Raw genomic sequence first — 22,369 nt, forward strand, 5'->3', positions numbered from 1 at the left:
TTTTTCACAAATATACGTAAAAATCGGGGAACCCCGTCACTCTGCGGTAAGGAAATCGATCGAGGCGCCGGTTTGGTCGACCCGGACGGTGACTTCGCGGCCCATGTAGAGGGCGAAGTTGGGCTCTTCGTGCCCGGCCGGGAATCCGAATACGACGGGAATCTCCAGATCCCGGAGATACCGTGCGATGATGGCCTCGGCGTTGGGAACCCCGAACCCGTTACAGTCACTCGTTCTGGTGAAGTGTCCTACAAGCACGGCCCGGACGTTCCGCAGGACGCCGCAGCGTTCGAGACTCTGCATCATGCGGTCGATGCGGTAGGCGGCTTCGCCGACCTCTTCGATCAGCAGAACGGTCGGGGTGTCGGTTTTCAGGGCTTCGGGCGTTCCATTCGCGGCGCAGATCATCGTAAGGTTGCCGCCGGCCAGTCGTCCTCGGGCCACGCCGTGCCGGTTCAGCGGATGCGGCTTGGTGTGGATGCGGGACATCTCGCCGAAGAGGGCCTTGCGGAGCGATTCGACCGAAGAGCTCTCCTGCTGCTGGTCAAAGTGGAATCCGGTGAGCATCGGCCCGTGAATGGATTCGATGCCGAGCCGTCGCATCACGAGATGCAGGGTTGTAATATCGCTGAATCCGATGATCCATTTCGGGTTTTTACGCAGTGACGAGAAATCCACGAGAGGAAGCAGCCGCACCGATCCATACCCGCCGCGTCCGGCCAGAATCGCCTTGACCGAAGGGTCGTCGATCATGCGTTGGAGATCTTCGGCACGCTGCCGGTCCGTGGCTGCGAAGTAGGGCTCTTTGCGGCAGTCCCAGAATTGTCCGAATTTCGGATGGAGCCCCCAGGCCTCGAACCGCGCACGGATCTTGGCCGTGTCGATCTTTTGGGGGAGTTTTCCGGCCGGGGAGACGATCCCCACGGTGTCGCCGTGGTGGAGATAGGGCGGGCGGATGAAGCGTGTGGTGTTGTTTTGGGCTGCGGTGCCGAACGGAAGGAGGCACAGCAGCAACGGAATCAGGTGTTTCATGCTTTTCGGAGGTGTTTGCGTTCGAGGACTTCGGGCAGGGGCAGGGAGATGCGCGCGAAACTGACGGCGGCGGCAGCCAGGGCGAAGCCTCCGGCGGTCATCAGCGCCGCATGGGTGCTGTTCTGCGGAAGGAGATGAAAGAGCAGGGCCATCAGCGCGGCTCCTGTGGTTTGTCCGACGAGCCGGGCCGTGGCGAGCATTCCGCTTGCGGAGCCGCTTCGGGAGGGCGGAGCGGACGCGATCAGGACGCTGTTGTTCGGGGACTGGAAGAGCCCGAATCCGGCGCCGCAGAGAACCAGTCTCCAGATAAGCCCGAAGGCGGAGGAATTTTCGGGGATCCAGGCCAGGAGGAAGAGTCCGGTTGCCATGGCCGTAAGACCGATTCCTCCGAGCAGTCCGGCATGGGCCCGCTCGACGAGCATTCCGGCCACGGGGGCCACGACGATGATGACGGCCGGCCAGGCCGTAAGGATGAGTCCGGTCTGCACGTCGCTGTAGCCGCAGACGTGCTGCAGGTAGAAGGGCAGGGCGACCAGGGCGAGCATCTGGGCGACGAACGAGCAGATGGAGGTGAGTATCGAGACCGAGAAGATCGGGATGCGGAGCAGGTCGAATGGCAGAATGGGGTATGTTTCGCGGAGTTGGGAGCGGATGAAGAAGAATCCGATGACGAGCAGGGCTGCGATGCCGAAGGAGAGGAGCGTTGGGTTGATTCCGTGGGAGAATCCCTCGACCGAAGCCATGAGGAGGCCGAAGGTGAGCGCGTTCATCACGGCATCGCGCCAGCTGACCCGGTGTGCGGCATCCCGGATGGGGTTCTGTGGAAGGAACCGGTGGCTGAGGCTGAGGGCTGCCAGTCCGATGGGGATGTTGACGGCGAACAGCCAGGGCCAGTCGGCTATGGCGAGGATTCCGGCGGCGATGGTGGGTCCTGCGACGGACGAGACGGCGACGACCGTGGCATTGATTCCCATGCCGCGTCCGAGCCGGGTCTTTGGGTAGATGAATCGGATGAGCGTGGTGTTGACGGAGGTGATGGCTGCGGCGCCGAACCCCTGCATGACGCGGGCGAGGACGAGGGACTGGAAGGATCCGGCGAGCGAGCACCCGACGGAAGCCACGGTGAAGAGCATCAGTCCTCCGATATAGACTTTTCGGTATCCGATCACGTCTCCGAGGGCCGAAAAGGAGAGCAGGGAGACCATGATGGCCAGCTGGTATGCGTTGACGACCCAGATGGAGTCTGCGGCAGAGATACCGAGTTGGGCGCCGATGGTGGGGAGCGCGACGTTTGCGATGGAGCCGTCGATGACCGAGAGGGATACGCCGAAAGCGACGGCAAGGATGGCTCCCAGCCGTCGGGGCATCGGGATTCCGTCCGTGGGCCCTGCTATGTGGGGTGTGGCATACATCTTTTCCTATCCGACCGTCGGTTCTGCATCGACGAACTTGTAGAGTTGGTCTCCGCGTCGGATCAGTTGCGGGGTGCGGATGGCGCAGAGTTCACCTTGAGCGACGGTTTCGCAGGGTTTCCCGTCGGGGCCGTGGAGTTCGGTGAGGGTCTGTTCGGCCACGCCTGTCGTGGCGCCGAGGAAGAAGATCGCATCTCCGACGCTGACCGGCGACGCCTCGACGGCGACCTCCGCGACGGATAGTTTTTTGTAGAAGTTCACGACCTTGCCGACATAGACCTTGCGCTTGGTGGCCGACGATCCGTAGGCGGGGCTGTACTCGACGACGGGGCGCCCGGCGTAATAACCCTCCCAGAATCCGCGGTTGAAGACCTCGCGGAGCCGCTCCTTGAGTCCGGCGGCCAGTTCCGGGGTGTACGTTCCGGCCTCTATTGCCTTCAGGGCCTCGTCGTAGCACGACACGACGCGCTTCACGTATTCGGCGCCGCGGGCGCGCCCCTCGATCTTCAGGACCCGGACCCCGGCAGCCACCATCTTGTCCAGGAAGTCAACCGTGCAGAGATCCTTGGGCGAGAGGACGTAACGCCCGTCAATATCGAGCTGTGCGCCGGTCTCCCTGTCGGAGACGGTGTATTTGCGGCGGCACAGCTGGCGGCAGGCGCCGCGGTTTGCCGAGCAGCCGGTTTCATAGAGCGAGAGGTAGCATTTTCCGGAGATCGACATGCAGAGGGCTCCGTGTGCGAACATCTCGATCTGGACCCGTTTGCCGCGCGGTCCGCAGATCTCCTCTTCGACGATCCGGCGGTGGATTCGGGCGACCTGTTCGAGCGACAACTCGCGGGCCAGCACCACCGTGTCGGCCCACTGGGCGTAGAAACGCACGGCCTCGGAGTTGGAGATGTTGCACTGGGTGGAGATGTGCACCTCCAGCCCGATCTGCCGGGCGTAGCGGATGGCGGCCATGTCGGAGACGATCACGGCGTCGACTCCGGCGCGTTTGGCACGGTCGAGGACGGCGTGGAGGTCATCGATCTCCTCCTCGTAGACGATCGTATTGACCGTCAGATAGGTTTTGACCCGGGCCTTGCGGGCCTTTTCAACGATTTGTTCGAGATCGTCGAGGGAAAAGTTCGCGGCGGATGCCGCACGCATGTTGAGTTTTCCGACCCCGAAGTAGACGGCATCGGCCCCGGCCTGGATGGCCGCGGCCAGGGATTCGTAGGACCCCACGGGGGCCATGATTTCGATTTCCGAGCGCTTCATGCCGTGGTCATTGTTTGCGGCCCATCAGGCTGGCGGCGTAGTCGCGCATCCGTTTGGTGCGATCGGGCTCCACGGAGAGGGTGTCGAGGATCGCCAGTGCACGCTCGAATCGCAGGGAGATCTGCTGTTCGGTCAGGCGTGGAATATCGAGCCGGTCGTAGATGGCCTTGACGGTGGTGATTTTCTCTTCGTCGGAGAGTCCGGGATTGCGGTAGGTGGTGCGTAGCACCTCTCGGGTGGCCTCGTCGGCACGGCTCATGGCCGTGATCATCAGATAGGTTTTCTTTCCTTCGAGAATATCGCCGCCGATGGCCTTTCCGAGGCGTTCGTCTCCATAGCTGTCGAGCAGGTCGTCCTGAAGCTGGAAGGCGAGTCCGAGTTCGATGGCGAACCGGCGGAGTTTGCGGCAGTCCTCGTCGGAGGCGCCGCCGAGTGTGGCGCCGATGACGACGGCCCCGGCCAGGAGGACGGAGGTCTTGAGTTCGATCATGTGCATGTACTCGACGACGGAGACTTTGGGTTTGTGTTCGAAATCCATGTCGTACTGCTGTCCTTCGCAGACTTCGAGTGCCATGGTATTGAACGTGGCGAGCACTTGGGGCAGGAGTTGTGGGGGTATTGCGCTCAGCAGGCGGTATGCGCAGATGAGCATGGCGTCTCCGGACAATATGGCGACATTCTGTCCCCATTTGGCGAATACCGAAGGTTTCCCGCGGCGCATGGCGGCATTGTCCATGATGTCGTCGTGCAGGAGCGTGAAGTTGTGGAACACCTCGACGGCGGCGGCGGCGGGCATGGCGCGCTGCAGGTTGTCGGAGAAGATTCCGCAGGCGAGGGCGAGGAGCATGGGCCGGAGCCGTTTTCCGCCGCCAGCCAGCGAGTAGCCGATCGGGGCATATAGGAGTTCGGGCTCGGCCGGGAGTTCGGTTTGAGCCAGGTAATTTTCGATGGCTTGCAGCAGTTGCTCGTTGTTTTGCATGGCAGGGGAGGTATTTTTCGGGTCAAAATCGATCCAAAATTACGAAAAAACTTTGGAGTGGCCGAATTTTCACTTAACTTTGAAAGGATGAAATCAACTTTTAAATAGTTAGAGCCATGAAAAAACTCGCTATCGGCGTGGACATCGGCGGAATCAATACCGCATTCGGTCTCGTGGATGAGAACGGCGATCTGTATGCCGAATCGGTCATTTCGACCAAGAAGTATCCCTATGTAGACGACTATCCGGCTTATGTCGAGGAGTTGTGCGATTCGTTGCGGGCCTTGTCGCAGAGCCTGTCGTTCGAGTACGAACTGGCAGGTATCGGCATCGGGGCTCCGAATGCCAATTTCCACAAGGGGACGATCGAGACCCCGGCGAATCTGTGGAAGTTCCGTGACGGGGAGGCCAATCCGGACGAATCCCGCCGGGTTTTCCCGCTGGCGGAGGACATTTCGAGACGTTTCAATGGCGCGAAGACGCTGGTTACGAACGATGCCAATGCGGCGACGATCGGCGAGATGATCTACGGCAATGCCAAGGGGATGAAGGATTTCGTGATGATCACGCTCGGCACGGGTCTCGGTTCGGGCTTTGTGGCCAACGGGGAGATGATCTACGGGCATGACGGATTTGCGGGCGAGTTCGGCCACATCATCGTCGAGCGCAACGGCCGGGAGTGCGGTTGCGGACGGCGGGGATGCCTGGAGACGTACGTTTCGGCGACGGGTATCAAGCGCACGGCCTTCGAACTGATGGCGAAGATGAATGCGCCGAGCAAACTGCGGAGCATTGCGTTCGACGATTTCGACGCCTCGATGATCTCGGCGGCGGCCGAGCAGGGAGACCCCATCGCCAAGGAGGCCTTCCGCTTCACGGGAGAGATGCTGGGGCGGGCTTTGGCCGACGTGGTTACGGTGACCTCTCCGGAGGCGATTTTCCTCTTCGGAGGGCTTTCGAAGGCGGGGAAACTGCTTTTCGAGCCGACGCAGTGGTACATGGAGGAGAACATGCTGTTCGTCTTCAAGAACAAGGTGAAGCTGCTTCCGAGCGGCATTCAGGGCAAGAATGCGGCGATCCTCGGGGCTTCGGCGCTGATCTGGCAGGAGCAGGAACACGGCAAGTGACCCTCTGCCGGACGGCAGTTGCGGGCGGAGTCCGAAGACTTCGCCCTTTTTGAGAGAATTTTCAACAAATAACCCATGTAAAGAGTCATGAAGAAACTGTTATTGGGAATTTTCGTATTGTTGACGGGTGGTTTTGCCGGGGCTCAAGTCCGGTTTGTGGATGCCGGGGAGTTGACGCTGATCGGCAAGGCCCTTCCCACCACGCATCCCTACCACCGGATCGACACGGCGGTCTACAAGGGATTTACCCCCAAGGAGAACCAACAGGTCCGCTGTTCGGCGGGTCTGGCCCTGGTTTTCCGGACCAACTCCACGCGGATCGACCTGAAGCCCGTCTACTCGTCGTTCGTCTACAACGGAACCAGCACGCCGCGGGTTGCCTCGGAGGGCTTCGACCTCTATGTCCGCCACAACGGCGAGTGGCTCTATACGGCCTCGCAGGCTGCCGGGAAACGGGGCTCCAAGTTTACGCTGATCTCCGGGATGGACACCTCGGAGAAGGAGTGCCTGTTGTACCTTCCGAACTATAGCGAGCTGCTGTCTCTGCAGATCGGGGTGGACGAGGGGGCCTCGATCACCCCGCTGGAGAATCCCTTCCGGCACAAGATCGTGATTTTCGGGTCGAGTTTCACGCACGGGGTCAGCACGAGCCGGGCGGGGATGAGCTATCCGATGCAGATCGAGCGTAATACGGGTCTCTATTTCTGCAGTATTGCCTGCAGCGGGAATTGCAAGCTCCAGCCCTACTTTGCCGATTACCTGGGGGATGTGAAGGATGCCGACGCGATGGTTTTCGACGGATTTTCGAATCCGGATGCGAAGATGATCCGCGAGCGCCTGATCCCCTTCATCGCGCGAATCCGCGAGAAACTGCCGACGACTCCGTTGATTTTCGTGCAGACGATCTATCGGGAGAGTTGCAACTTCAACCTTGCGGTCCGGGCGCGGGAGGAGGCCAAGCAGGCTGCGGCGCGCGAGATGATGGCGCAGGCCATGCGGGAGTTCGACGGGGTCTATTTCATCGACAAGGCGAATCTGACGGGTACCGACCATGCCACTTCGGCCGACGGCACCCATCCGTCGGACCTGGGTTACTGGCGCTGGGCGCAGAATCTCCAGCCGGAGCTGTTGAAGGTGCTGCGGAAGTGCGGCATCCGCTGATCCGGGGAGCCTTTGGCCCGGGACGAAAAATCCCTGCCACCTTCAGGTGGCAGGGATTTTTCGTCGGCAGCCGCCGGATGATTCCGGCGGGCTGCTCCCGGATCAGCACGTCGTAGTCGCCGGCGGGTTCGTATCCGAGCAGCAGGGGGGCTGGGGCGGGCATTGTCGAAGCGGTCGTTGACGAGGCTGCGCGTGGGGTCGTACCGCGAACTGCGGATTCCGGCCAGATCCGGCAGCAGATGGGGCCGGTCATCCGAGGAGAAGCGGCGGTTGACGGCATAGGGGATGTCGGGGAACGCGGGAACGATTGCTGCGAAGAGGAAGGATCCGGGGATGTTCGCCGATGGGTTTCAGCAGTCGTAAAAAAGTGCTACCGGCCATTTCGGGCCGATAGCACCGGCGTTTGAGGGATTCCGTGCCGACCGTGGGGTTACTTCATTACCACCTGGGTCTGGCCGATCAGCCGTCCTTCGCAGTAGAGTTCGATCGAGTAGGTTCCGGGTGCGAATCCCGAGGAGTTGAAGTAGATGCCGACTTCGAGGTCCTGATTCTGGTAATCGACCTCACGCATGGCGGAATAGCTCAGGCGTTCACCCTCGAATTCGAAGGTCGGCATCTGTTCTGTCGTGAGCACATATCCGTCCGGGGATGTGATCCGCACGTAGATGGCCTTGTTTCCCGGGGTGGCCAGTTCGTTGGCCGAGAGTACGAAGTCGACCCGGAGCCGGGATGCGTTTTTGATTCTCGATACGGGATTCCCGCGGTCGTTGAGCCCGGCGAGTCGGATGTCGCGGGCGCGGAGCACGGCACCGACCTTGACCTTGTTGTCGAGTTCGGCGGCTTTTTCTTCGGCCATTTCGGCCCGCAGCTTGGCCGAGGAGATCTCCTTGCGGTATCCTACGTTCTCCTTGATGAGCTGTTTGTTGAGCGTATTGAGGGAGTCGATCTGCCGGACATATCCCTTCATGATGGATCTCAGGGTTCCGACCTCCTTTTCATACTGTTTGATTTTCGCGAGGTTCCAGGAGCGCTCCTTTTTGAGCCGGGTCATGAGCGAATCGGCGCGTTCGCGCTCGATGTCGAGCCCGCGCGAGATGGAGTCGTTGGAGATCTGGAGGTTGTCGTAATCGGTCATGAGGCGTCCGAGATCGTTTTGAATCGAGTCCCGGTCGGCCTTCAGGAGTTCGTTGTCGAGCATCTGCTGGCGGTGGATGCTGAAGTAGAGGGCGGAGATGGCCACGAGGATGACCGAAAGGATGATGATGACGATTCGGTATCCGCGGATGGATTTTCCGGCATCGGGCTGCGAGGCCGAGAAGTCGTCGTCTTCGAATTCCGAAGGATCGTATCCCTGTTTGTTTTCCATAAGAGGTCTGTTTTTTCGGCTCGAAAGGCTTTCGGAACCGGGTGCTCGGGACATGGCGGTGTCTCCGGACCGGTTCCGGCTCTTCGAGCCGGGATGTTATCTTGCGCAAAGATAGGAAAAAAACCGGAATTTCGAAGCCGTATGCGCCACATAGTTTCCGGGAGACCGGGCTTCGGACGTTCGGGCTCCGGCTTGGGTTCCTATTTGATCCGGCTGTCGAGGGGGTATTTCAGCCCCTTGTACCCGGAAATATAGGCCTGGATGCTTCCGATCTTGACGGGCGATTCGATGTAGAGGGGAATTTTGTTGTCGTCGTCGGAGACCCAGAGCGTGAAGATGGTGCCGTCGGTGAACGAATATCCTTCGGTGGTTCCCAGCTGGCATTCGAACTTCAGGGTTCGGAACCGTCCTATGTTTCTGATTTTCTTGTTTTCGCGTCCGAGGTATCGGTATCTGATGAGTTTGATGGTGTCCTGCAGGACCATATGGAGGGTTCCGGGTTCACCGACGATGAAATCCTCGGCTTCGGCGGATCTGAGCGTGAAGAAGAGCGAGATGGGATCCATGCTTTCGGCCGTCAGGTGCATCTGTTTCTCCTGGAAGGGTCTTTGTCGGCTTCGCCAGCGGGTATGGATCGTTGAGTCGGGCCAGATGTATGAGTAGGTGCTTTCGAAGGTGTATTCCCCTTCGCGGATATCGCTTGCGAAGCGGACGGGGCGCAGGGTTTGGGGATCGATCCAGACGCGGTATATGTCTTCGAGATTGTAGAACCAGCGATAGGTGGGCAGGGTGCGTCCGATTCCTTCGACGCGGTACCGGGTTTTTCCATCGATTTGCTCCTCGTAGGTGCAGACTTCGACGGCTCCGACCTCGGTGTTTGGGAACATCTTGGCCTTGTAGCTGACGCGGTAGAAGAGCTGTTCGCCCGGATGGTAGAGTTGTGCGGCGGCGGGAGCCGCTGCAGCGAGGAGGAGTATGGCGAGAAGAATCCGTTTCATCGGGAAAGTTCTGTTTTTCAGGGTTAACGATTTTTTGGGGTTTTATATTACGAAATACGGGAAAAATCGATCTCTTCGCGTCCCGAGTAGCGTCTCCGGAGCATTTCCAGCCCGAGGTTCTGGGGTTGGGCGAGTGCGGGGTCCTCGGCGAGGATCTCGGAGGCGGCATCTCGCGAGACGGTGAGGATCTGCACGTCGGCCGTAGGGCTTGCGATCTTCAAATCGAATGCCATACCGCTCTGGAGCGTTCCGTTGATGTCTCCGGCACCGCGCAGCCTGAGGTCGAGTTCTGCGAGTCGGAATCCGTCGTTCGTTTCGCACATGGCGTCGAGCCGGGCGCGGGATTCGCGGGATAGTTTTTCGCCGGACATGAGGATGCAGTAGGACTGTTCTCCGCCTCGTCCGACGCGCCCGCGCAGCTGATGGAGCTGGGAGAGTCCGAACCGTTCGGCGGATTCGATGACCATGACGGTGGCGTTGGGGACGTCGACGCCGACCTCGATGACGGAAGTTGCGACGAGGATCTGCGCTTCGCCCTGCTTGAACTGGCGCATGGACTCCTCCTTGTCGGCGGGTTTCATCTTGCCGTGGCAGATGGCCGTGACGTACTGCGGCAGGGGGAAGTCTCGTGAAATGGCCTCGTAACCGTCCGTCAGGTCCTTGTAGTCCATGGCTTCGGACTCTTTGATGAGCGGGTAGACGACATAGACCTGCCGGCCCTTGGCGATCTCCTGGCGCATGAACCCGAAGAGTTTCAGCCGTGCGGCATCCGTATAGTGGTAGGTCTTGATCGGGCGGCGTCCGGGCGGGAGTTCGTCGATGACCGAGACGTCGAGGTCGCCGTAGAGGGTCATGGCCAGCGTGCGGGGGATGGGCGTGGCGGTCATGACGAGGATGTGGGGCGGCTGCGCGTTTTTGGTCCAGAGTCGGGCGCGCTGCTCGACGCCGAAACGGTGCTGTTCGTCGATGACGACAAACCCGAGGTTCGCAAACTGCACGCGGTCCTCGATCAGCGCATGGGTGCCGATCAGGATGTCGACTTCGCCCGAGGCGATTCCATCGAGGGCTTCTCGGCGCTCGCGGGTTTTCGAGGCGCCGGTAAGGATGGCGACCCGGACCTCCATGCCGTCGAGCATCCTGCGGATGGTCGCAAAGTGCTGGCGGGCGAGGATCTCGGTGGGGGCCATCATGCAGGCCTGGTATCCGTTGTCGACGGCCAGCAGCATGGACATCAGGGCCACGAGGGTTTTCCCGCTTCCGACGTCACCCTGCAGCAGGCGGTTCATCTGGAATCCCGAGACGGTATCCTTGCGGATCTCGCGGATCACGCGCTTCTGGGCGCCGGTCAGGGGGAAGGGGAGTTTTTCGTGGTAGAAGGTGTTGAAGACGCCTCCGACCTTGGGGAAGAGGAATCCGTCGCTTTTCGAGAGCCGGGCCGATCTCCGCTGCTGGATGTTGAGCTGGACGCCTAACAGCTCTTCGAATTTGAGCCGGTACTGGGCCTGCCGGAGGGCCTCCTGCGACTGCGGGAAGTGGATGTTGTAGAGCGCCTCGCGCCGTGAAACCAACCCGTACCGGGCGCGCAGGGCCTCCGGCAGCGGATCGGAGATGCGGTCGCGGGCCAGGGCCCAGGCGTTACAGACGATCTGGTACATGCCCTTGGTCCCGAGGACGTTGCTCAGTTTTTCGGTCGAGGGGTATATTCCCTGCATACCGCTTTCGGGTTTGCGGGAGAGGGCCTGTTCGACGGTTTCCAGTTCGGGGTGGGCGATCGAGAGTTCGCCGCGGAAGAAGTTCGGGCGGCCGAAGACGAGGTATTCGCGTCCGACCTCGACTTTTTTCTCGATCCACTTGATCCCCTGGAACCAGATGAGTTCCGCGGATCCCGAGGGGTCCTGGACCTGGACCGTAAACCGGCGTTTGCGGCCGGTCCCGGCGTAGGCGACCCCCATGACCCGGGCCCGGAACTGGACATAGGCGAGCCCGGCCGTATCGGTGATCTCCGCGATGCGGTAGATGCGCGTTCGGTCGATGTACCGGAAGGGGTAGTGGGAGAGCAGATCCCCCACGGTTCGAATCCCGAGTTCGCGGTCGAGGAGCCGGGCCCGGGCCTCCCCGACCCCGGCGACGTACTTTATGTCATTGTCGAGTATCTCCACGGAGACAAAGATAGTGAAAGGTGAGTGCAGAGGCAAACGAAAACGAAGTTTTCAAGTTTGACTATGCCGAACCGCATCCTATGTTCTGCAAAGATAGTTAAATTTGTACTATCTTTGTCGAAAACTACGCAGGAAATGGATTTGACGACATTCAGGCGACGTCCGACGTGCGAGGTGCGGATCGGGCGTGTGACGATTGGCGGCGACCGCCCGGTGGCCGTGCAGTCGATGACCAATACGGATACGAACGACACGTCGGCGAGCGTTGCCCAGATCGAGCGCATCGATCGGGCCGGGGGGAAGATCGTGCGCCTGACGGCCCAGGGCCGGCGCGAGGGCGAGAACCTGGCGAATATCGTCCGGGCGCTGCGGTCCGACGGTTTTGCGACGGCCGTGGTGGCCGACATCCACTTTGTCCCCGAAGTGGCCTCGATTGCCGCGAAACATGTCGACAAGGTGCGGATCAACCCCGGCAACTACCGCAACGACCACGGGGAGTTCGAGGCGCTGATCGAGCAGTGCCGCGAGCGGGGTGTTGCGCTGCGCATCGGGGTGAACCACGGGTCGCTTGCGAAGCGTGTTTTCGACCGTTGGGGTGATACGCCCGAAGGGATGGTCGTCTCGGCGATGGAGTTTTTGCGGATCTGCCGGGATCGGGATTTCGACCAGGTGGTCGTCTCGATGAAGTCGAGCAACACGCGCGTGATGGTGGCGGCCTACCGGCTGCTGGCCGAGGCGATGGATGCCGAGGGAATGCACTACCCGATCCACCTCGGGGTTACCGAAGCCGGAAACGGCCTCGAAGGGCGCGTGAAGAGCGCCGTGGGCATCGGTGCGCTGCTGGCCGACGGCATCGGCGATACGATCCGCGTATCGCTCACCGAAGCCCCTGAAAATGAGATTCCCGTAGCGCAGATGCTGGTCGCGCACTTCGCTTCGCGGCCCGGGAAGTTCGAGGTCCTTCACCCCGAACGCTACTCCCCGACCGCCTGTCGGCGCCGTTCGCACGTCACCGTGCCGTTGACGCACGACGAACCGCACGACGGATTCCTCGTTCTGGAATCCGCTTCGGGGAATCCGACAGCCGAACTGCGCGCCGCGATCCTGAACCTCGACACGCCCGATTGCCCGGTGATTGTGAAACGCCGCTACGAGGATCCGACGCTGGAGGCCGTGGCCGTAAAGGCGGCCGCCGACCTGGGTCCGCTGCTGCTGGACGGGCTGGCCGACGGGCTTTGGATCGACGCTCCGGGCCACTCCGCGGCGGCGATCCGCGACGTGGAACTGATGATCCTGCAGGCTGCGCGCGTGCGTTTTTCGCATACCGAATACATCGCCTGCCCCTCGTGCGGGCGGACGCTCTACGACATCGAAAAGACGCTGGCCGACATCAAGGCGCGTACGTCGCACCTGAAAAACCTCCGCATCGGGGTGATGGGCTGCATCGTGAACGGCCCTGGGGAGATGGCTGATGCCGACTACGGTTACGTAGGCGCGGCCCCGGGGCGCATTACGCTTTACAAGGGACGCGAGGTCGTTGCGCGCAACATTCCGCAGGAGGAGGCGCTCGACCGGCTCATCGCGCTGATCCGCGAGAACGGCGACTGGACCGATGCCCCGGCCGACGGTCGATAAGCGGCTCCGTCCACGAGCCGGCCTCGCCCCTCTCCTCCGGAAGCCGGATCCGCCTTGCCGCCCGCTTCCGCCTTTTGAGGGACCGGGATACCCTCTGACGCATGAGATCCCGCTCCTTCCTGCTTGAAAAAAATTCCCGGATATGACCATTCTTCCCCTTGCCTACCTTCCGTCGGTGTCGTACTTCACCTGCCTGCTGCACGACGAGTGCGTCGTGGATCTGGGTGAGCACTTCGTGAAGCGCTCCGAGCGCAATCGGGCCCGGATCCTGGCCACCGGCGGCGTGATGGAACTCACGGCGCACGTCTGCCACGCAAACCGACCCCGGCAGCCCATGCGCACCGTCCGCCTCGACTACTCGAAACGCTGGCAGCACCAGCATTGGGGGGCGCTGGTCGCCTCCTACCGTTCGTCGCCCTATTTCGAACACTATGCCTCCCGTTTCGAACCCTTCTACCGCCGGGAGTACGGGTTCCTTGTCGACTACGACCTTGAACTGCTGGAGACGCTTTGCACGCTGGCCCGGATTCCGTTTCCGCGTCTCTGCGAGACCTACGTCGAGGCCCGGCCGGGCGATCTGGACATGAGGTCCCGATACGCGAAGGACCCGGCTTTTGCTGCCGAGTCCTATTTCCAGGTCTTTTCCGACAGGATGCCTTTTGCGCCTAATTTGTCGTTTGCGGACCTGTTGTTCGCCGAGGGGCCTGCATCCGTTTCGGTTTTAGAACATTGCCGACGAGGATAGTCACGCTGTCGCGCAGATTCCCCGCCGCCGCCTTCACTTCGACGACACCCCGCAACGCCACCGAATCGGTCCGGTACTGACAGGGTGCGTATTCGTTCATGACGAGCGTATCGGTTCCGGCCGTGAGCAGGGGCATTCCGAGCGACGAATAGACCCTGAACACCTGTTTGTTCCCGTCGCGCAGCTTGCGCCGTTTGTCGACGATGTGCAGCGTGGGGACCTGCCGGTTCCACATCGCCCTGTAGAGATAGAAGGCATCCTTGTATTCGCGGCGGTTGAGGGTGACGAGTCCCGATCCGTTCACGCCGTAGGGCCGACGTGCGGAGCCGTAGTCGAAGAGGCTTTCGATCCAGACGCCCCAGAAGAGCGAATCGTTCTGGAGGTTGCGGGCATACTCTTCATGGAATCGGGTCTGTTTCTCTTCGGGGAGCCAGTTCGAACGGGGTTCGTCCTGTGTCGTGTAGCTTTTGTGCCCGAGGAATCCCTGCCCGCCGTAGCAGACCCCCGACTTCAGGTACGACCAGTTTTTCTGCAGGAGGTCACGCCAGACGATCACGTCGTCGGTCGAACCTCGTCTCCATCCCACGGACTGTTTCCAGACGATCAGGTCGGTGATGAAGTTCAGTGCTCCGTCCTGATCGCTGCACGCGACGGTCGGACGTGACGGATCCATCGTCCGGGCGGTGTCGTTCAGCCGTCGCAGATAGGGTGTCACGTCATCCCCGCGCATCCAGAGTTGGGAGAAGATGCCCCACATGACAACCGAGGGGTGGTTGATATTTTGGGCGATGATCTCCTGGAGCTGCTGCATTCCGTTCTCCTCGAATTCGGGCGTTGCGAAATAGGACATGTCGCCCAGGAAGGGGGCGCGGTGGAACGGCATGTCGATCCAGACGAGCAGTCCTTGTTCGTCGCAGCGGTCGTAGAGGTACTGCGCATGGGGGAATACGGCCGAGCGGATGGCATTGGCTCCGATGTCATGGATCTGCCTGAGGTCTGCATTGTAGTCTTCGGGGACGAGTGTTCCGCCGGAGAGCGTGTTGTCGTGGTGGAACTCCACGCCGTGGATGGGGATGCGCGCGCCGTTTATCGTGAAACCGCCTTCTGTGGAGACGCTGATAGCCCGGAATCCGGTCCGGACAACGACCCGGTCTGCGATACTGTCCTCTCCGATGGCGGCCGTGACGGTGTAGAGCGCCGGGTGTTCGGGGCTCCAGAGTTCGGGTTTTTCGATCGTAAAGGGTATGGCGACGGGTTTTTCGTCGATTTTGGCTTTCTGACGTTTTGCGAAGACCTGTCGGCCGTCGGGGGCGTTGATTTCGATGTTGAGCGTGCAGGCATTTTGGCCTTTCGAGGTGAGGTGCACTTCGATTTCGCCTTCGGCGCGTTCAGCCGAGACCTCCCGGGAGTGAACGATCACGCCGTCCGATCCGAGGTAGAGGGGAGAGATGGCGGTAGCTTCGGTGACGATAAGTTCGGCTTCGCGGTAAATTCCGCCGTACAGGTTCATGTCGGTGGATGTGGGGAGCACGTCGTTCCGGGAACTGTTGTTGACCATAACGAGCAGTGCGTTGTCGGCTCCGAAGCGGATTTTGTCCGTGACTTCGAAGGTGAAAGCCGTTCCTCCGCCCCGATGTGTTCCGACGTGGTGTCCGTTCACGAAAACGTCTGCGACGCTCTGCACGCCGTAGAATTTTACGAAGAGGCGTTTTGCGGCCCATTCCGTAGGGATATACATGCCGTTCTGATAGTTTCCTGTGGTTTCGAGCCAGTATCCCTGGGCGAGGGGGTCGGTATTCCAGCTGTGCGGGAGTGTGACATGGCGTGCGTTGTCGGAGGTCCGTTCGGACTTGAAGAAGAACCGCCACCCTTCGTTGATGGGGAGGACCTCCCGGGCCTGGACCGATGTGGCGGCAAGTCCGGCGAGCAGGAGCAGCGTTATGTATCGTTTCATGTCAGAAAACGTTTAGGGGTGATAGGGACGTTCCGGAAGCTGTATTTCCGATTGAGGAGATTTTCATGTCGTGCGGGCTGCCGGGCTCCAACTGCAAAGATAATACAACGCGGGTTAAAAACAAACACGGGAGGTCATGGATACGCTTCGGCATCGGGGGGTAAGAATCGGGACCGGCCTGTTGAAAAAAAAGACCGGGCGCAGAATCCTTTCGATTCCGCGCCCGGCGACACCGGCTGACAGTCTCTCTAACTAACGTTGTGTTCCTCTCATTTCTCCGGTGGGGGTATAAGTCCTTTTCCGGGCTTTACGGCTTTCGCCGTATCAGTACTGAACTGTTTGCAGGTTCATACCGCGTTAGTTTGCGGCGGTGAACGTTACCGGGATCTCGAATACGTGAGCCTTCTTCTGGTATACGGTCACTGTGCCGGCCTTTTCAATCGGTTCCCAGTCGTAGTTGTAGGTGAACGTTACCTTGACGGTAGCCGTGACATCGTGTGCCAGCGTCTCGTTGGACTGCGGGACGGTCAGCACGCCGGTTTCCGGATCAATTGTTACACCCGAGATCATGCCTTCGTTCTCGATATCGGTCCATTCGACCTCCTCGGCGAAGGTAATCTCGACTCCGTAACCGTTGGCCGCAGCGGCCAGACCCGTCAGGGCGTAATCCGATTCGTTTTCGTTTAGGACGAAGAGTGCGGAGCCCTTGGTATCGATTGCTACGGCCGGGTTGGAGGCGCTGGGCGTCTTGCCGTCGCTGGTGAGAGCCAGTACGCTGTTGATCAGGTTCAGCGTACCTTCTTTGCTGGAGGATACTTCCACTTTGGCACCGGTGTAGAATGCCTTCCATGCGCTGAATTGGATCGGAACGTTCACTCTCACTTCGAACTCCTTCGAATCGAGCAGCTCGCCTCTCGAATTCTTCAGTTCGGCAACGACGGGAACCGTGTTCAGGATGCAGCCGTTCCACTCCATATTATTGCCGGTGATTGCGGGGAGCGTGTTGTCGCCATAACCCGGCAGGTCCTCCTTGTCGATTGCCAGTCTGAACGAAAGTGTTGCACCGGCCTCCGTTGCCTCGTCGCTTACGAGGTATGCGTTTCCGAGGATAATATCCTTCAGCGTAAATTCAGTTCCGCTGATGGTGCCGTCGAGATCCATATACTGCGTACTGCCGTCCGTCTTCAGATACGACGGGTTCGGTTGGAGCGAGTAGATCGTGTTGGTCAGCGTGTACGAACCGGTCATGTTGAGCTTGAAGACAACCTTGCCGTCGCTGTTGGTTCCTGCGATGTAACCGTTTTGCGGTACATTGTAGACATACGACGGCTGCTTCTGCCAGTCGATACCCTCGCTGTCGAATGCGATGGTCAGCGTACCCTGATTGATTTCGGGCGTTACACCCAGTACGATCGGAGCAGCATCGAGTTTGGCGGTCTGTGCGACCTTGGAGTAGTCGAGCGTCAGCGCCGAGATGAATTTGGCAACTTCGTTCTCATCGGCGAAGTAGCTGCCGACCTGAGCATAGAGATGTTTGTTGAGGTTGGTGGAGAGCGTAACCTTGTAGTCGGCATCTACGCTTGCGCCTTCATTCGAGACGGCGTAGGTCATGTCGGGCAGCCCCTCGAAGCTTACCGTACCCTTGAATTTCACGTAGGTCTCGATCTTGTCGATTTCGTTTTCGGCGAGGAGATGAACATCCTCTTCATAGGAGATCGTGCCATCGCCCGTCAGGTAGTTCTTCATCGTTACGACGAACTGCTGGGCCGATTCTTCGTTGAGCATCTCCTTGCGGAAGAATGTCAGCTCGATGTCGGAACCGTTGGTGACGATCTTGCTGCCCTGCGGCAGAGCCAGCGTTACGGCGAACTCTTTGGGCAGCTGGTTGAACTTCTCCCAATTGACCTGGTCGCTTGCCGGGATCGTGATTTCAGCCTCATAAGCACCGGCGGTGTACTTGGTGTACTTGCTGTAGGACCACTTGAAGTCGAGGTTGATGTTCATGGTCTTGAGCAGGTCGCCGAGGATCGTTACCGTCGAGTAGACCTCCTCCTGAGCCATGGCGATCTTGGTCGAACCGTTCGAGATCGAAGCCTTGTCGGTCAGTTTCAGAACGTTGCCGACTTCGGCGATCGAAGCCGCGCTGCTGTTCTCCACCGTAACGTCCTTGGTTTCATTGCCTTTGGCGGTCGGGTCGGCGGGGGTTACAACCAGTTGTTTTTGGGTTTCGTAACCGGTCGTGTACTCGATGTGGGTATGCGAGTACACGAAGGCGAGTTTCTCGGCCACATCGGCATCCCAGAGATAGGCCTCGGCAGCCTTCTTCATCGAAAGCAGCTTGTCGCCCTCTTTGTAAGCCAGTCCATATTGATCCAGCAGGGTGATGACCGTATTCATGTCGTTCCAAACGAGGTCATACGCGACGCCTTTGGCCGGGTCGTAAGCCGAAACGGGCTCTCCTTCGTCATCCAGACGTGCGAGCACGAAGTTGTCGCGGACGTTCTTCGATCCGCCGTTGGTCGTAAAGTACGGCGAGGTGATTTCGAATCCGTAGGTCTGATTCTCCACGTTCTCGTCGCCCATCGTGCTCTTCTGCGAGAGGCTCAGCGCCACGGCGTAGGCTTCGTTGGCCTTGAGTTCGCCGTAGATTTCTTCGTCGGCCACAGCGGTGAAGATGATCTTGCCGTCATCCCACGTAACGCTTTCGTAGGTCAGCGGTTCCTGGTCGGCACGGGTAATCTTCTCGGGGATGAACTTGGCGGTCACGATTCCGTCGGTGATCTTCTGGGCAAGCGCCTCGGCCAGCGTGGCGGGAGCCACGCGGAATGCGATCTTGACCTTGGGATTGGCGGCAAGTTCGATGCGGGTGGCGTCTCCGTCTTTTGCGGCGATGTAGTAGCCGCCGAGGTTCACGTCGAACTCCTGGTTCATGGCCGTCGGCACGAAGACGATCGACTGGATGCGGCCGGAGAGGTCATCGATAGCGCTCCAGATCTCCGCGATCTTGGCATCGTATGCTGCGAAGACATCCGACAGCTTGTTTTCCTGCAGGTAGGTGGCATTATCACCGAGGTCGGGAACTTCAGGCATGTTTTCCTGAATCAGGGCGAGGATGTTGTTGCGGAGGGCATTTCCCTCCTTCTTGACCTGTGCAGCCATAACCTCCGTCATGGCACCGATAAGCATCTCTTGATTCTCAACGAAATAGTTCATCAGGTAGGTGCCCAAGTCGTCGCCCAGGATGCCGGCGACGATTTCCGAGACCTTTTCCTCATCCATCTGTTCGCCGAGGGCAGCCAGTACGGCGGTCGTGACCTGCTGTACCTGTGCGTCGGTGAGCTGTTTGTCGGCAAAAGCCTCGTCGAAGGCTGCGTCGAAATCCAATTTACCGAGTTCGGTCTGGATTGCCTCCTGCACTTTGGGAAGCAGGCTCTGCCACGTTTCTCCGGCAGCCATCTGCTCCTGGAAGATTGCTGCCACATCCTCCTTGTCGAGCATCATTTGGGAGACGATCGCCTCGATTTCGGCCTGGGTTTTGTATCCTTGAGCCTTGACGATCTCCTCTACCTTGCTGTTGAAATCGTTGCTCTTGAGCAGATCGGCCAGTTCCGTTCCGAGTTTGTCTTCGGTGACGTAATTTGCCAGGTCTGAAGCCGTGAGGAACTTGCTGAAGTCGATGCCGTCGATCTTTTCCTGCAGCGACTTCAGCGCCGAGGCATCAGCTTTCAACGCGATCTCTCCTTTCAGACCGTCGATTTCTTTTTGCAGGTTGTCGATGTCGTCGTCGTAGTCCTTGCACCCGACACCTGCCAGCATTGTTCCGCTGAGGAGCAATGCCGTGAAATTCCTGAATAAATTGTTTTTCATAGTGAAATGATTGAAATAAATGAGTGTGTTCGATCTTTGACTTTCAATGCGTTAAAGTTTCAGCATCAGTTTTGTTGGTATCATATATGATACGCATGGTGCAAATATAAAGATAAAAATTTGCACAGCAAAATTTTTGTCAAGATTTTTGAGATGGGAATGGATTATCAGGAGGAGATACGATATATCTCCGAGAGAATCAAGTGTTTGAGAAAGGAGAGCCGGTTGACTGTTCAGGAGCTGGCCTATCGGTGTGACATGGAAAGATCCAATCTGAGTCGAATCGAAGCAGGCCGTACAAACCTGACGGTGAAAACGCTCTGTATTATTTGTAATGCCTTGGGGGTCAAACTTCGGGATGTGATCCGCTGAGAGACAGACTGGATCGATACCTCTGTATATATATCGGAGGCCGGGATGATGCTTTTTGGCACGTTCAGGTAATTTTTGTATCTTGCGGAGCCAATTTGAAGCGGAAGTTTGAATAGTATCGATCTGATCGTATGCCTGGTGGTGGTGCTGGCCGTCTGGAACGGCTGGCGCCAGGGTTTCATCGTGCAGATCTGTTCCCTGGCGGGCATTGTCGCGGGGATCTGGCTGGCGGCGCGGTTCGGGACAGAGGTGGGCGGTTGGCTCCGCTTCGATCCGGAGATTGCCGCCGCGGGCGGTTTTGTCGTCGTGCTGGTGGTTGTGGTGCTTGGCGTGGCCGTTGCGGCGCGTCTGGCGCGCAAGCTCTTCCGGTTTGCAGGCTTCGGGGTTGCGGACATCGTGCTGGGCATCGTGGTTTCGCTGCTGAAGTTCCTGTTGGTACTGAGCGTGCTCTTCTCGGCTTTCGACCGTTTGAACGTGGATTACAGCCTGGTCGGGCCCCGGACGATCGAGCGTTCCCGAACCTATAAGCCGGTCATGCGGCTCTCCGAATCGCTTTTCCCGTTCCTGGAATGGGTCGGCGAACGGGTCCCGGGTTCGGAATCGCGGGAGGACGAGCCAGTGCGGTCTGCCGATACGGAAAAGGAGGAATTCGATGTATAAACGGTTTACGGGGACGGTGGTCCGTGCGACGGGGAGTTGGTACGACGTCGTGACGGAGTCGGGTGCGGCGGTTCACTGCCGGATCCGGGGGCGGCTGCGCCTGAAAGGGGTGCGTTCGACCAATCCGGTAGTCGTGGGCGACGTGGTGTCGTGCGAGGCGGAAGAACCGGAGGACGAGGGTGTCATCGTCGATATTTTCCCTCGCCGCAACTACGTGATCCGCCGGGCCTCGAACCTCTCGAAGGAGTCGCACATCATCGCCGCAAATATCGACCGGGCGCTGCTGATGGTGACGCTGCGTTCTCCGGAGACGCCTCCGGAGTTCGTGGACCGTTTTCTGGTGACGTGCGAGGCCTACAAGGTCCCGGTTACGATCCTGCTTTCGAAGATCGACCTGCAGGATGCGGAGGCCGTAGCCGCGTTCCGCGCGGTCTATGAAGGGGCGGGTTACGGGGTGCTGGAGGTCTCGGCCCCCGAGGGGCGCGGCGTGGAGGAGGTCCGCCGCCTGCTGAGCGGAGTGACGACCCTCGTTTCGGGAAACTCCGGGGTCGGGAAGTCGACCCTGATCCAGACGATCGACCCGTCGTTGGAGATCCGCACGGGCGAGATCTCCGAGAGCCACCACAAGGGCCGCCATACGACGACCTTCTCGACGATGTATCCGCTGCAGGGGGGCGGCGCGGTGATCGACACGCCGGGGATCAAGGGTTTCGGGCTGATCGACATCGACGATGCCGAACTGTGGCACTACTTCCCGGAGATGATGCGCACGGCCCCCGGCTGCCGGTTCTACAACTGTACGCACACCCACGAACCGGGCTGTGCGGTGATCGACGCCGTGAAGCGGGGGGAGATCTCCCTGGCGCGCTACGAGAGCTATCTGAAAATCCTCGATGAAGATGAGAAGTACCGCAAGTAACGATACGACACCGCGCAGCGATGCGCTGTTCGGCCCCGAAGCGGGCCCTGCTGCCGGGCGGATTGCCTGCCTGGCGGAGTTCATGACGGCGGAGCGCTACGGTGTGCTGCGGGGGAGCGTATCGATGCGCACGCGCTACATGACGGTGCTGGCCGAGAACCTGTACCACGGGCAGAATGCGGCGGCGCTGATCCGCCATTGCGACGCCTTCGGGGTGCAGGAACTGCATACGGTGGAGACGCTGTGCCGTTTCGAGCCGAATCCGGTGATTGCGCGGGGTTCGGAGCAGTGGGTCGACGTACGGCGCCACGCCTCGACGGCGGAGGCGATTGCGGCGCTGCGGCGCGAAGGGTACCGCATCGTGGCCACGACGCCTCACCGCGAGGATGTCACCCCCGAGACCTTCGATGTTGCGAAGGGCCCCTTTGCGCTGGTGTTCGGCACGGAGCACGCCGGCATTTCGGACGATGCCATCGCTGCGGCAGACGAATTCCTGCGGATTCCGATGTGCGGACTGGTCGAGAGCCTGAACGTCTCGGCTTCGGCGGCGATCCTGATCTACCAACTCTCCGAACGGGTGCGGCATACGGTTCCGAATTGGGCGCTTCCGCTCCCGGAGCAGGCGGCGCTGATGGAGCGCTGGATGCGTCGCAGCGTGAAGGATGCCGATGCGATCCTGCAGCGGCGCTTCGGCGGGACGGAATAAACCCGGCAAAACGG

Annotated in this window: 17 protein-coding genes; 8 read left to right on the forward strand and 9 right to left on the reverse strand. The window is 59.9% G+C overall.

Annotated features, from left to right (window positions below):
- Positions 1-36: 36 nt before the first annotated feature.
- Genes ABGT65_RS06075 through ABGT65_RS06090 form a run of 4 tightly spaced genes read right to left on the reverse strand, consistent with a single transcriptional unit; the run spans position 37 to position 4,686 of the window.
- Positions 37-1,032 carry an LD-carboxypeptidase gene (locus ABGT65_RS06075; protein ID WP_346700565.1) on the reverse strand — a complete coding sequence of 332 codons (996 nt, stop codon included), beginning with the start codon at positions 1,030-1,032 and terminating at the stop codon, positions 37-39.
- The gene (locus tag ABGT65_RS06080) at positions 1,029-2,399 is read right to left on the reverse strand and encodes an MFS transporter (protein ID WP_346703065.1); all 1,371 of its coding nucleotides are present in this window, start codon (positions 2,397-2,399) and stop codon (positions 1,029-1,031) included. Before ABGT65_RS06080 ends, ABGT65_RS06075 begins: the two co-directional genes overlap by 4 nt.
- Positions 2,400-2,450: 51 nt before the next feature.
- The gene (locus ABGT65_RS06085) at positions 2,451-3,707 is read right to left on the reverse strand and encodes a peptidase U32 family protein (protein WP_346700567.1); all 1,257 of its coding nucleotides are present in this window, start codon (positions 3,705-3,707) and stop codon (positions 2,451-2,453) included.
- Between the two features lie 7 nt (positions 3,708-3,714).
- Positions 3,715-4,686 (reverse strand): polyprenyl synthetase family protein, encoded by a 972-nt coding sequence (locus ABGT65_RS06090; protein ID WP_346700569.1) that lies wholly within the window; start codon positions 4,684-4,686, stop codon positions 3,715-3,717.
- 116 nt (positions 4,687-4,802) lie between these two features.
- Here ABGT65_RS06090 and ABGT65_RS06095 point away from each other — a divergent pair, with 116 nt between their 5' ends.
- Together ABGT65_RS06095 and ABGT65_RS06100 are read left to right on the forward strand one after the other, a co-directional pair.
- Positions 4,803-5,813, forward strand: coding sequence for an ROK family protein (locus tag ABGT65_RS06095; RefSeq protein ID WP_346700571.1), 1,011 nt, complete (start codon positions 4,803-4,805; stop codon positions 5,811-5,813).
- Positions 5,814-5,900: 87 nt separating this feature from the next.
- Entirely contained in the window at positions 5,901-6,974 is a 1,074-nt protein-coding gene (locus tag ABGT65_RS06100) for an SGNH/GDSL hydrolase family protein (protein ID WP_346700573.1), read from the forward strand.
- 430 nt (positions 6,975-7,404) lie between these two features.
- Here ABGT65_RS06100 and ABGT65_RS06105 read toward each other — a convergent pair whose 3' ends face one another.
- From ABGT65_RS06105 to recG, 3 genes are all read right to left on the reverse strand, one after another.
- Complete coding sequence (locus tag ABGT65_RS06105) at positions 7,405-8,340, reverse strand: hypothetical protein (RefSeq protein ID WP_346700575.1); 936 nt, start codon at positions 8,338-8,340, stop codon at positions 7,405-7,407.
- Between the two features lie 200 nt (positions 8,341-8,540).
- On the reverse strand, positions 8,541-9,338 hold the full coding sequence (locus ABGT65_RS06110) for a DUF3108 domain-containing protein (RefSeq protein ID WP_346700577.1): 798 nt from the start codon (positions 9,336-9,338) through the stop codon (positions 8,541-8,543).
- A gap of 47 nt (positions 9,339-9,385) precedes the next feature.
- Entirely contained in the window at positions 9,386-11,497 is a 2,112-nt protein-coding gene (gene recG, locus ABGT65_RS06115) for an ATP-dependent DNA helicase RecG (protein ID WP_346700579.1), read from the reverse strand.
- Between the two features lie 135 nt (positions 11,498-11,632).
- Between recG and ispG the strand changes: the two genes are divergently transcribed.
- A complete protein-coding gene (ispG, locus tag ABGT65_RS06120; protein WP_346700581.1) occupies positions 11,633-13,132 on the forward strand; it encodes a (E)-4-hydroxy-3-methylbut-2-enyl-diphosphate synthase in 1,500 nt (499 codons plus the stop codon).
- Positions 13,133-13,274: 142 nt separating this feature from the next.
- The gene (locus ABGT65_RS06125; RefSeq protein WP_346700582.1) at positions 13,275-13,877 is read left to right on the forward strand and encodes a WbqC family protein; all 603 of its coding nucleotides are present in this window, start codon (positions 13,275-13,277) and stop codon (positions 13,875-13,877) included.
- Here the strand turns inward: ABGT65_RS06125 and ABGT65_RS06130 are convergent.
- Both ABGT65_RS06130 and ABGT65_RS06135 read right to left on the reverse strand, forming a co-directional pair.
- The gene (locus tag ABGT65_RS06130; RefSeq protein ID WP_346700583.1) at positions 13,798-15,831 is read right to left on the reverse strand and encodes a glycoside hydrolase family 2 TIM barrel-domain containing protein; all 2,034 of its coding nucleotides are present in this window, start codon (positions 15,829-15,831) and stop codon (positions 13,798-13,800) included. The two genes, ABGT65_RS06125 and ABGT65_RS06130, sit on opposite strands and share 80 nt — an antisense overlap.
- A 357-nt stretch (positions 15,832-16,188) precedes the next feature.
- The gene (locus ABGT65_RS06135; RefSeq protein WP_346700585.1) at positions 16,189-19,698 is read right to left on the reverse strand and encodes a hypothetical protein; all 3,510 of its coding nucleotides are present in this window, start codon (positions 19,696-19,698) and stop codon (positions 16,189-16,191) included.
- A 159-nt stretch (positions 19,699-19,857) separates the two neighbouring features.
- On the opposite strand from ABGT65_RS06135, the gene ABGT65_RS06140 reads away from it, so the two are divergent.
- The 4 genes from ABGT65_RS06140 (at position 19,858) to ABGT65_RS06155 (ending at position 22,355) form a co-directional block, all read left to right on the forward strand.
- Positions 19,858-20,070: a helix-turn-helix transcriptional regulator gene (locus ABGT65_RS06140; RefSeq protein ID WP_346703066.1), complete on the forward strand. Its 213-nt coding sequence runs from the start codon at positions 19,858-19,860 to the stop codon at positions 20,068-20,070.
- A gap of 108 nt (positions 20,071-20,178) precedes the next feature.
- Positions 20,179-20,730: a CvpA family protein gene (locus ABGT65_RS06145; protein ID WP_346700587.1), complete on the forward strand. Its 552-nt coding sequence runs from the start codon at positions 20,179-20,181 to the stop codon at positions 20,728-20,730.
- Complete coding sequence (gene rsgA / locus ABGT65_RS06150) at positions 20,723-21,649, forward strand: ribosome small subunit-dependent GTPase A (protein WP_346700588.1); 927 nt, start codon at positions 20,723-20,725, stop codon at positions 21,647-21,649. The genes ABGT65_RS06145 and rsgA overlap by 8 nt, the downstream gene beginning before the upstream one ends.
- Entirely contained in the window at positions 21,624-22,355 is a 732-nt protein-coding gene (locus ABGT65_RS06155; RefSeq protein WP_346700589.1) for an RNA methyltransferase, read from the forward strand. Before rsgA ends, ABGT65_RS06155 begins: the two co-directional genes overlap by 26 nt.
- The last annotated feature ends 14 nt before the right edge of the window (positions 22,356-22,369 follow it).

The organism is uncultured Alistipes sp., from assembly GCF_963931675.1.
Lineage (GTDB): Bacteria > Bacteroidota > Bacteroidia > Bacteroidales > Rikenellaceae > Alistipes.

Coding starts and splice junctions, on each gene's coding strand:
- ABGT65_RS06105 (WP_346700575.1), bottom strand. CDS start 8,340: ATGGAAAACAAACAGGGATACGATCCTTCGGAATTCGAAGACGACGAC.
- ABGT65_RS06135 (WP_346700585.1), bottom strand. CDS start 19,698: ATGAAAAACAATTTATTCAGGAATTTCACGGCATTGCTCCTCAGCGGA.
- ABGT65_RS06100 (WP_346700573.1), top strand. CDS start 5,901: ATGAAGAAACTGTTATTGGGAATTTTCGTATTGTTGACGGGTGGTTTT.
- ABGT65_RS06110 (WP_346700577.1), bottom strand. CDS start 9,338: ATGAAACGGATTCTTCTCGCCATACTCCTCCTCGCTGCAGCGGCTCCC.
- ABGT65_RS06090 (WP_346700569.1), bottom strand. CDS start 4,686: ATGCAAAACAACGAGCAACTGCTGCAAGCCATCGAAAATTACCTGGCT.
- ABGT65_RS06085 (WP_346700567.1), bottom strand. CDS start 3,707: ATGAAGCGCTCGGAAATCGAAATCATGGCCCCCGTGGGGTCCTACGAA.
- ABGT65_RS06125 (WP_346700582.1), top strand. CDS start 13,275: ATGACCATTCTTCCCCTTGCCTACCTTCCGTCGGTGTCGTACTTCACC.
- ABGT65_RS06095 (WP_346700571.1), top strand. CDS start 4,803: ATGAAAAAACTCGCTATCGGCGTGGACATCGGCGGAATCAATACCGCA.
- ABGT65_RS06155 (WP_346700589.1), top strand. CDS start 21,624: ATGAAGATGAGAAGTACCGCAAGTAACGATACGACACCGCGCAGCGAT.
- ABGT65_RS06080 (WP_346703065.1), bottom strand. CDS start 2,399: ATGCCCCGACGGCTGGGAGCCATCCTTGCCGTCGCTTTCGGCGTATCC.
- ABGT65_RS06140 (WP_346703066.1), top strand. CDS start 19,858: ATGGATTATCAGGAGGAGATACGATATATCTCCGAGAGAATCAAGTGT.
- ABGT65_RS06075 (WP_346700565.1), bottom strand. CDS start 1,032: ATGAAACACCTGATTCCGTTGCTGCTGTGCCTCCTTCCGTTCGGCACC.
- ABGT65_RS06130 (WP_346700583.1), bottom strand. CDS start 15,831: ATGAAACGATACATAACGCTGCTCCTGCTCGCCGGACTTGCCGCCACA.
- ispG (WP_346700581.1), top strand. CDS start 11,633: ATGGATTTGACGACATTCAGGCGACGTCCGACGTGCGAGGTGCGGATC.
- rsgA (WP_346700588.1), top strand. CDS start 20,723: ATGTATAAACGGTTTACGGGGACGGTGGTCCGTGCGACGGGGAGTTGG.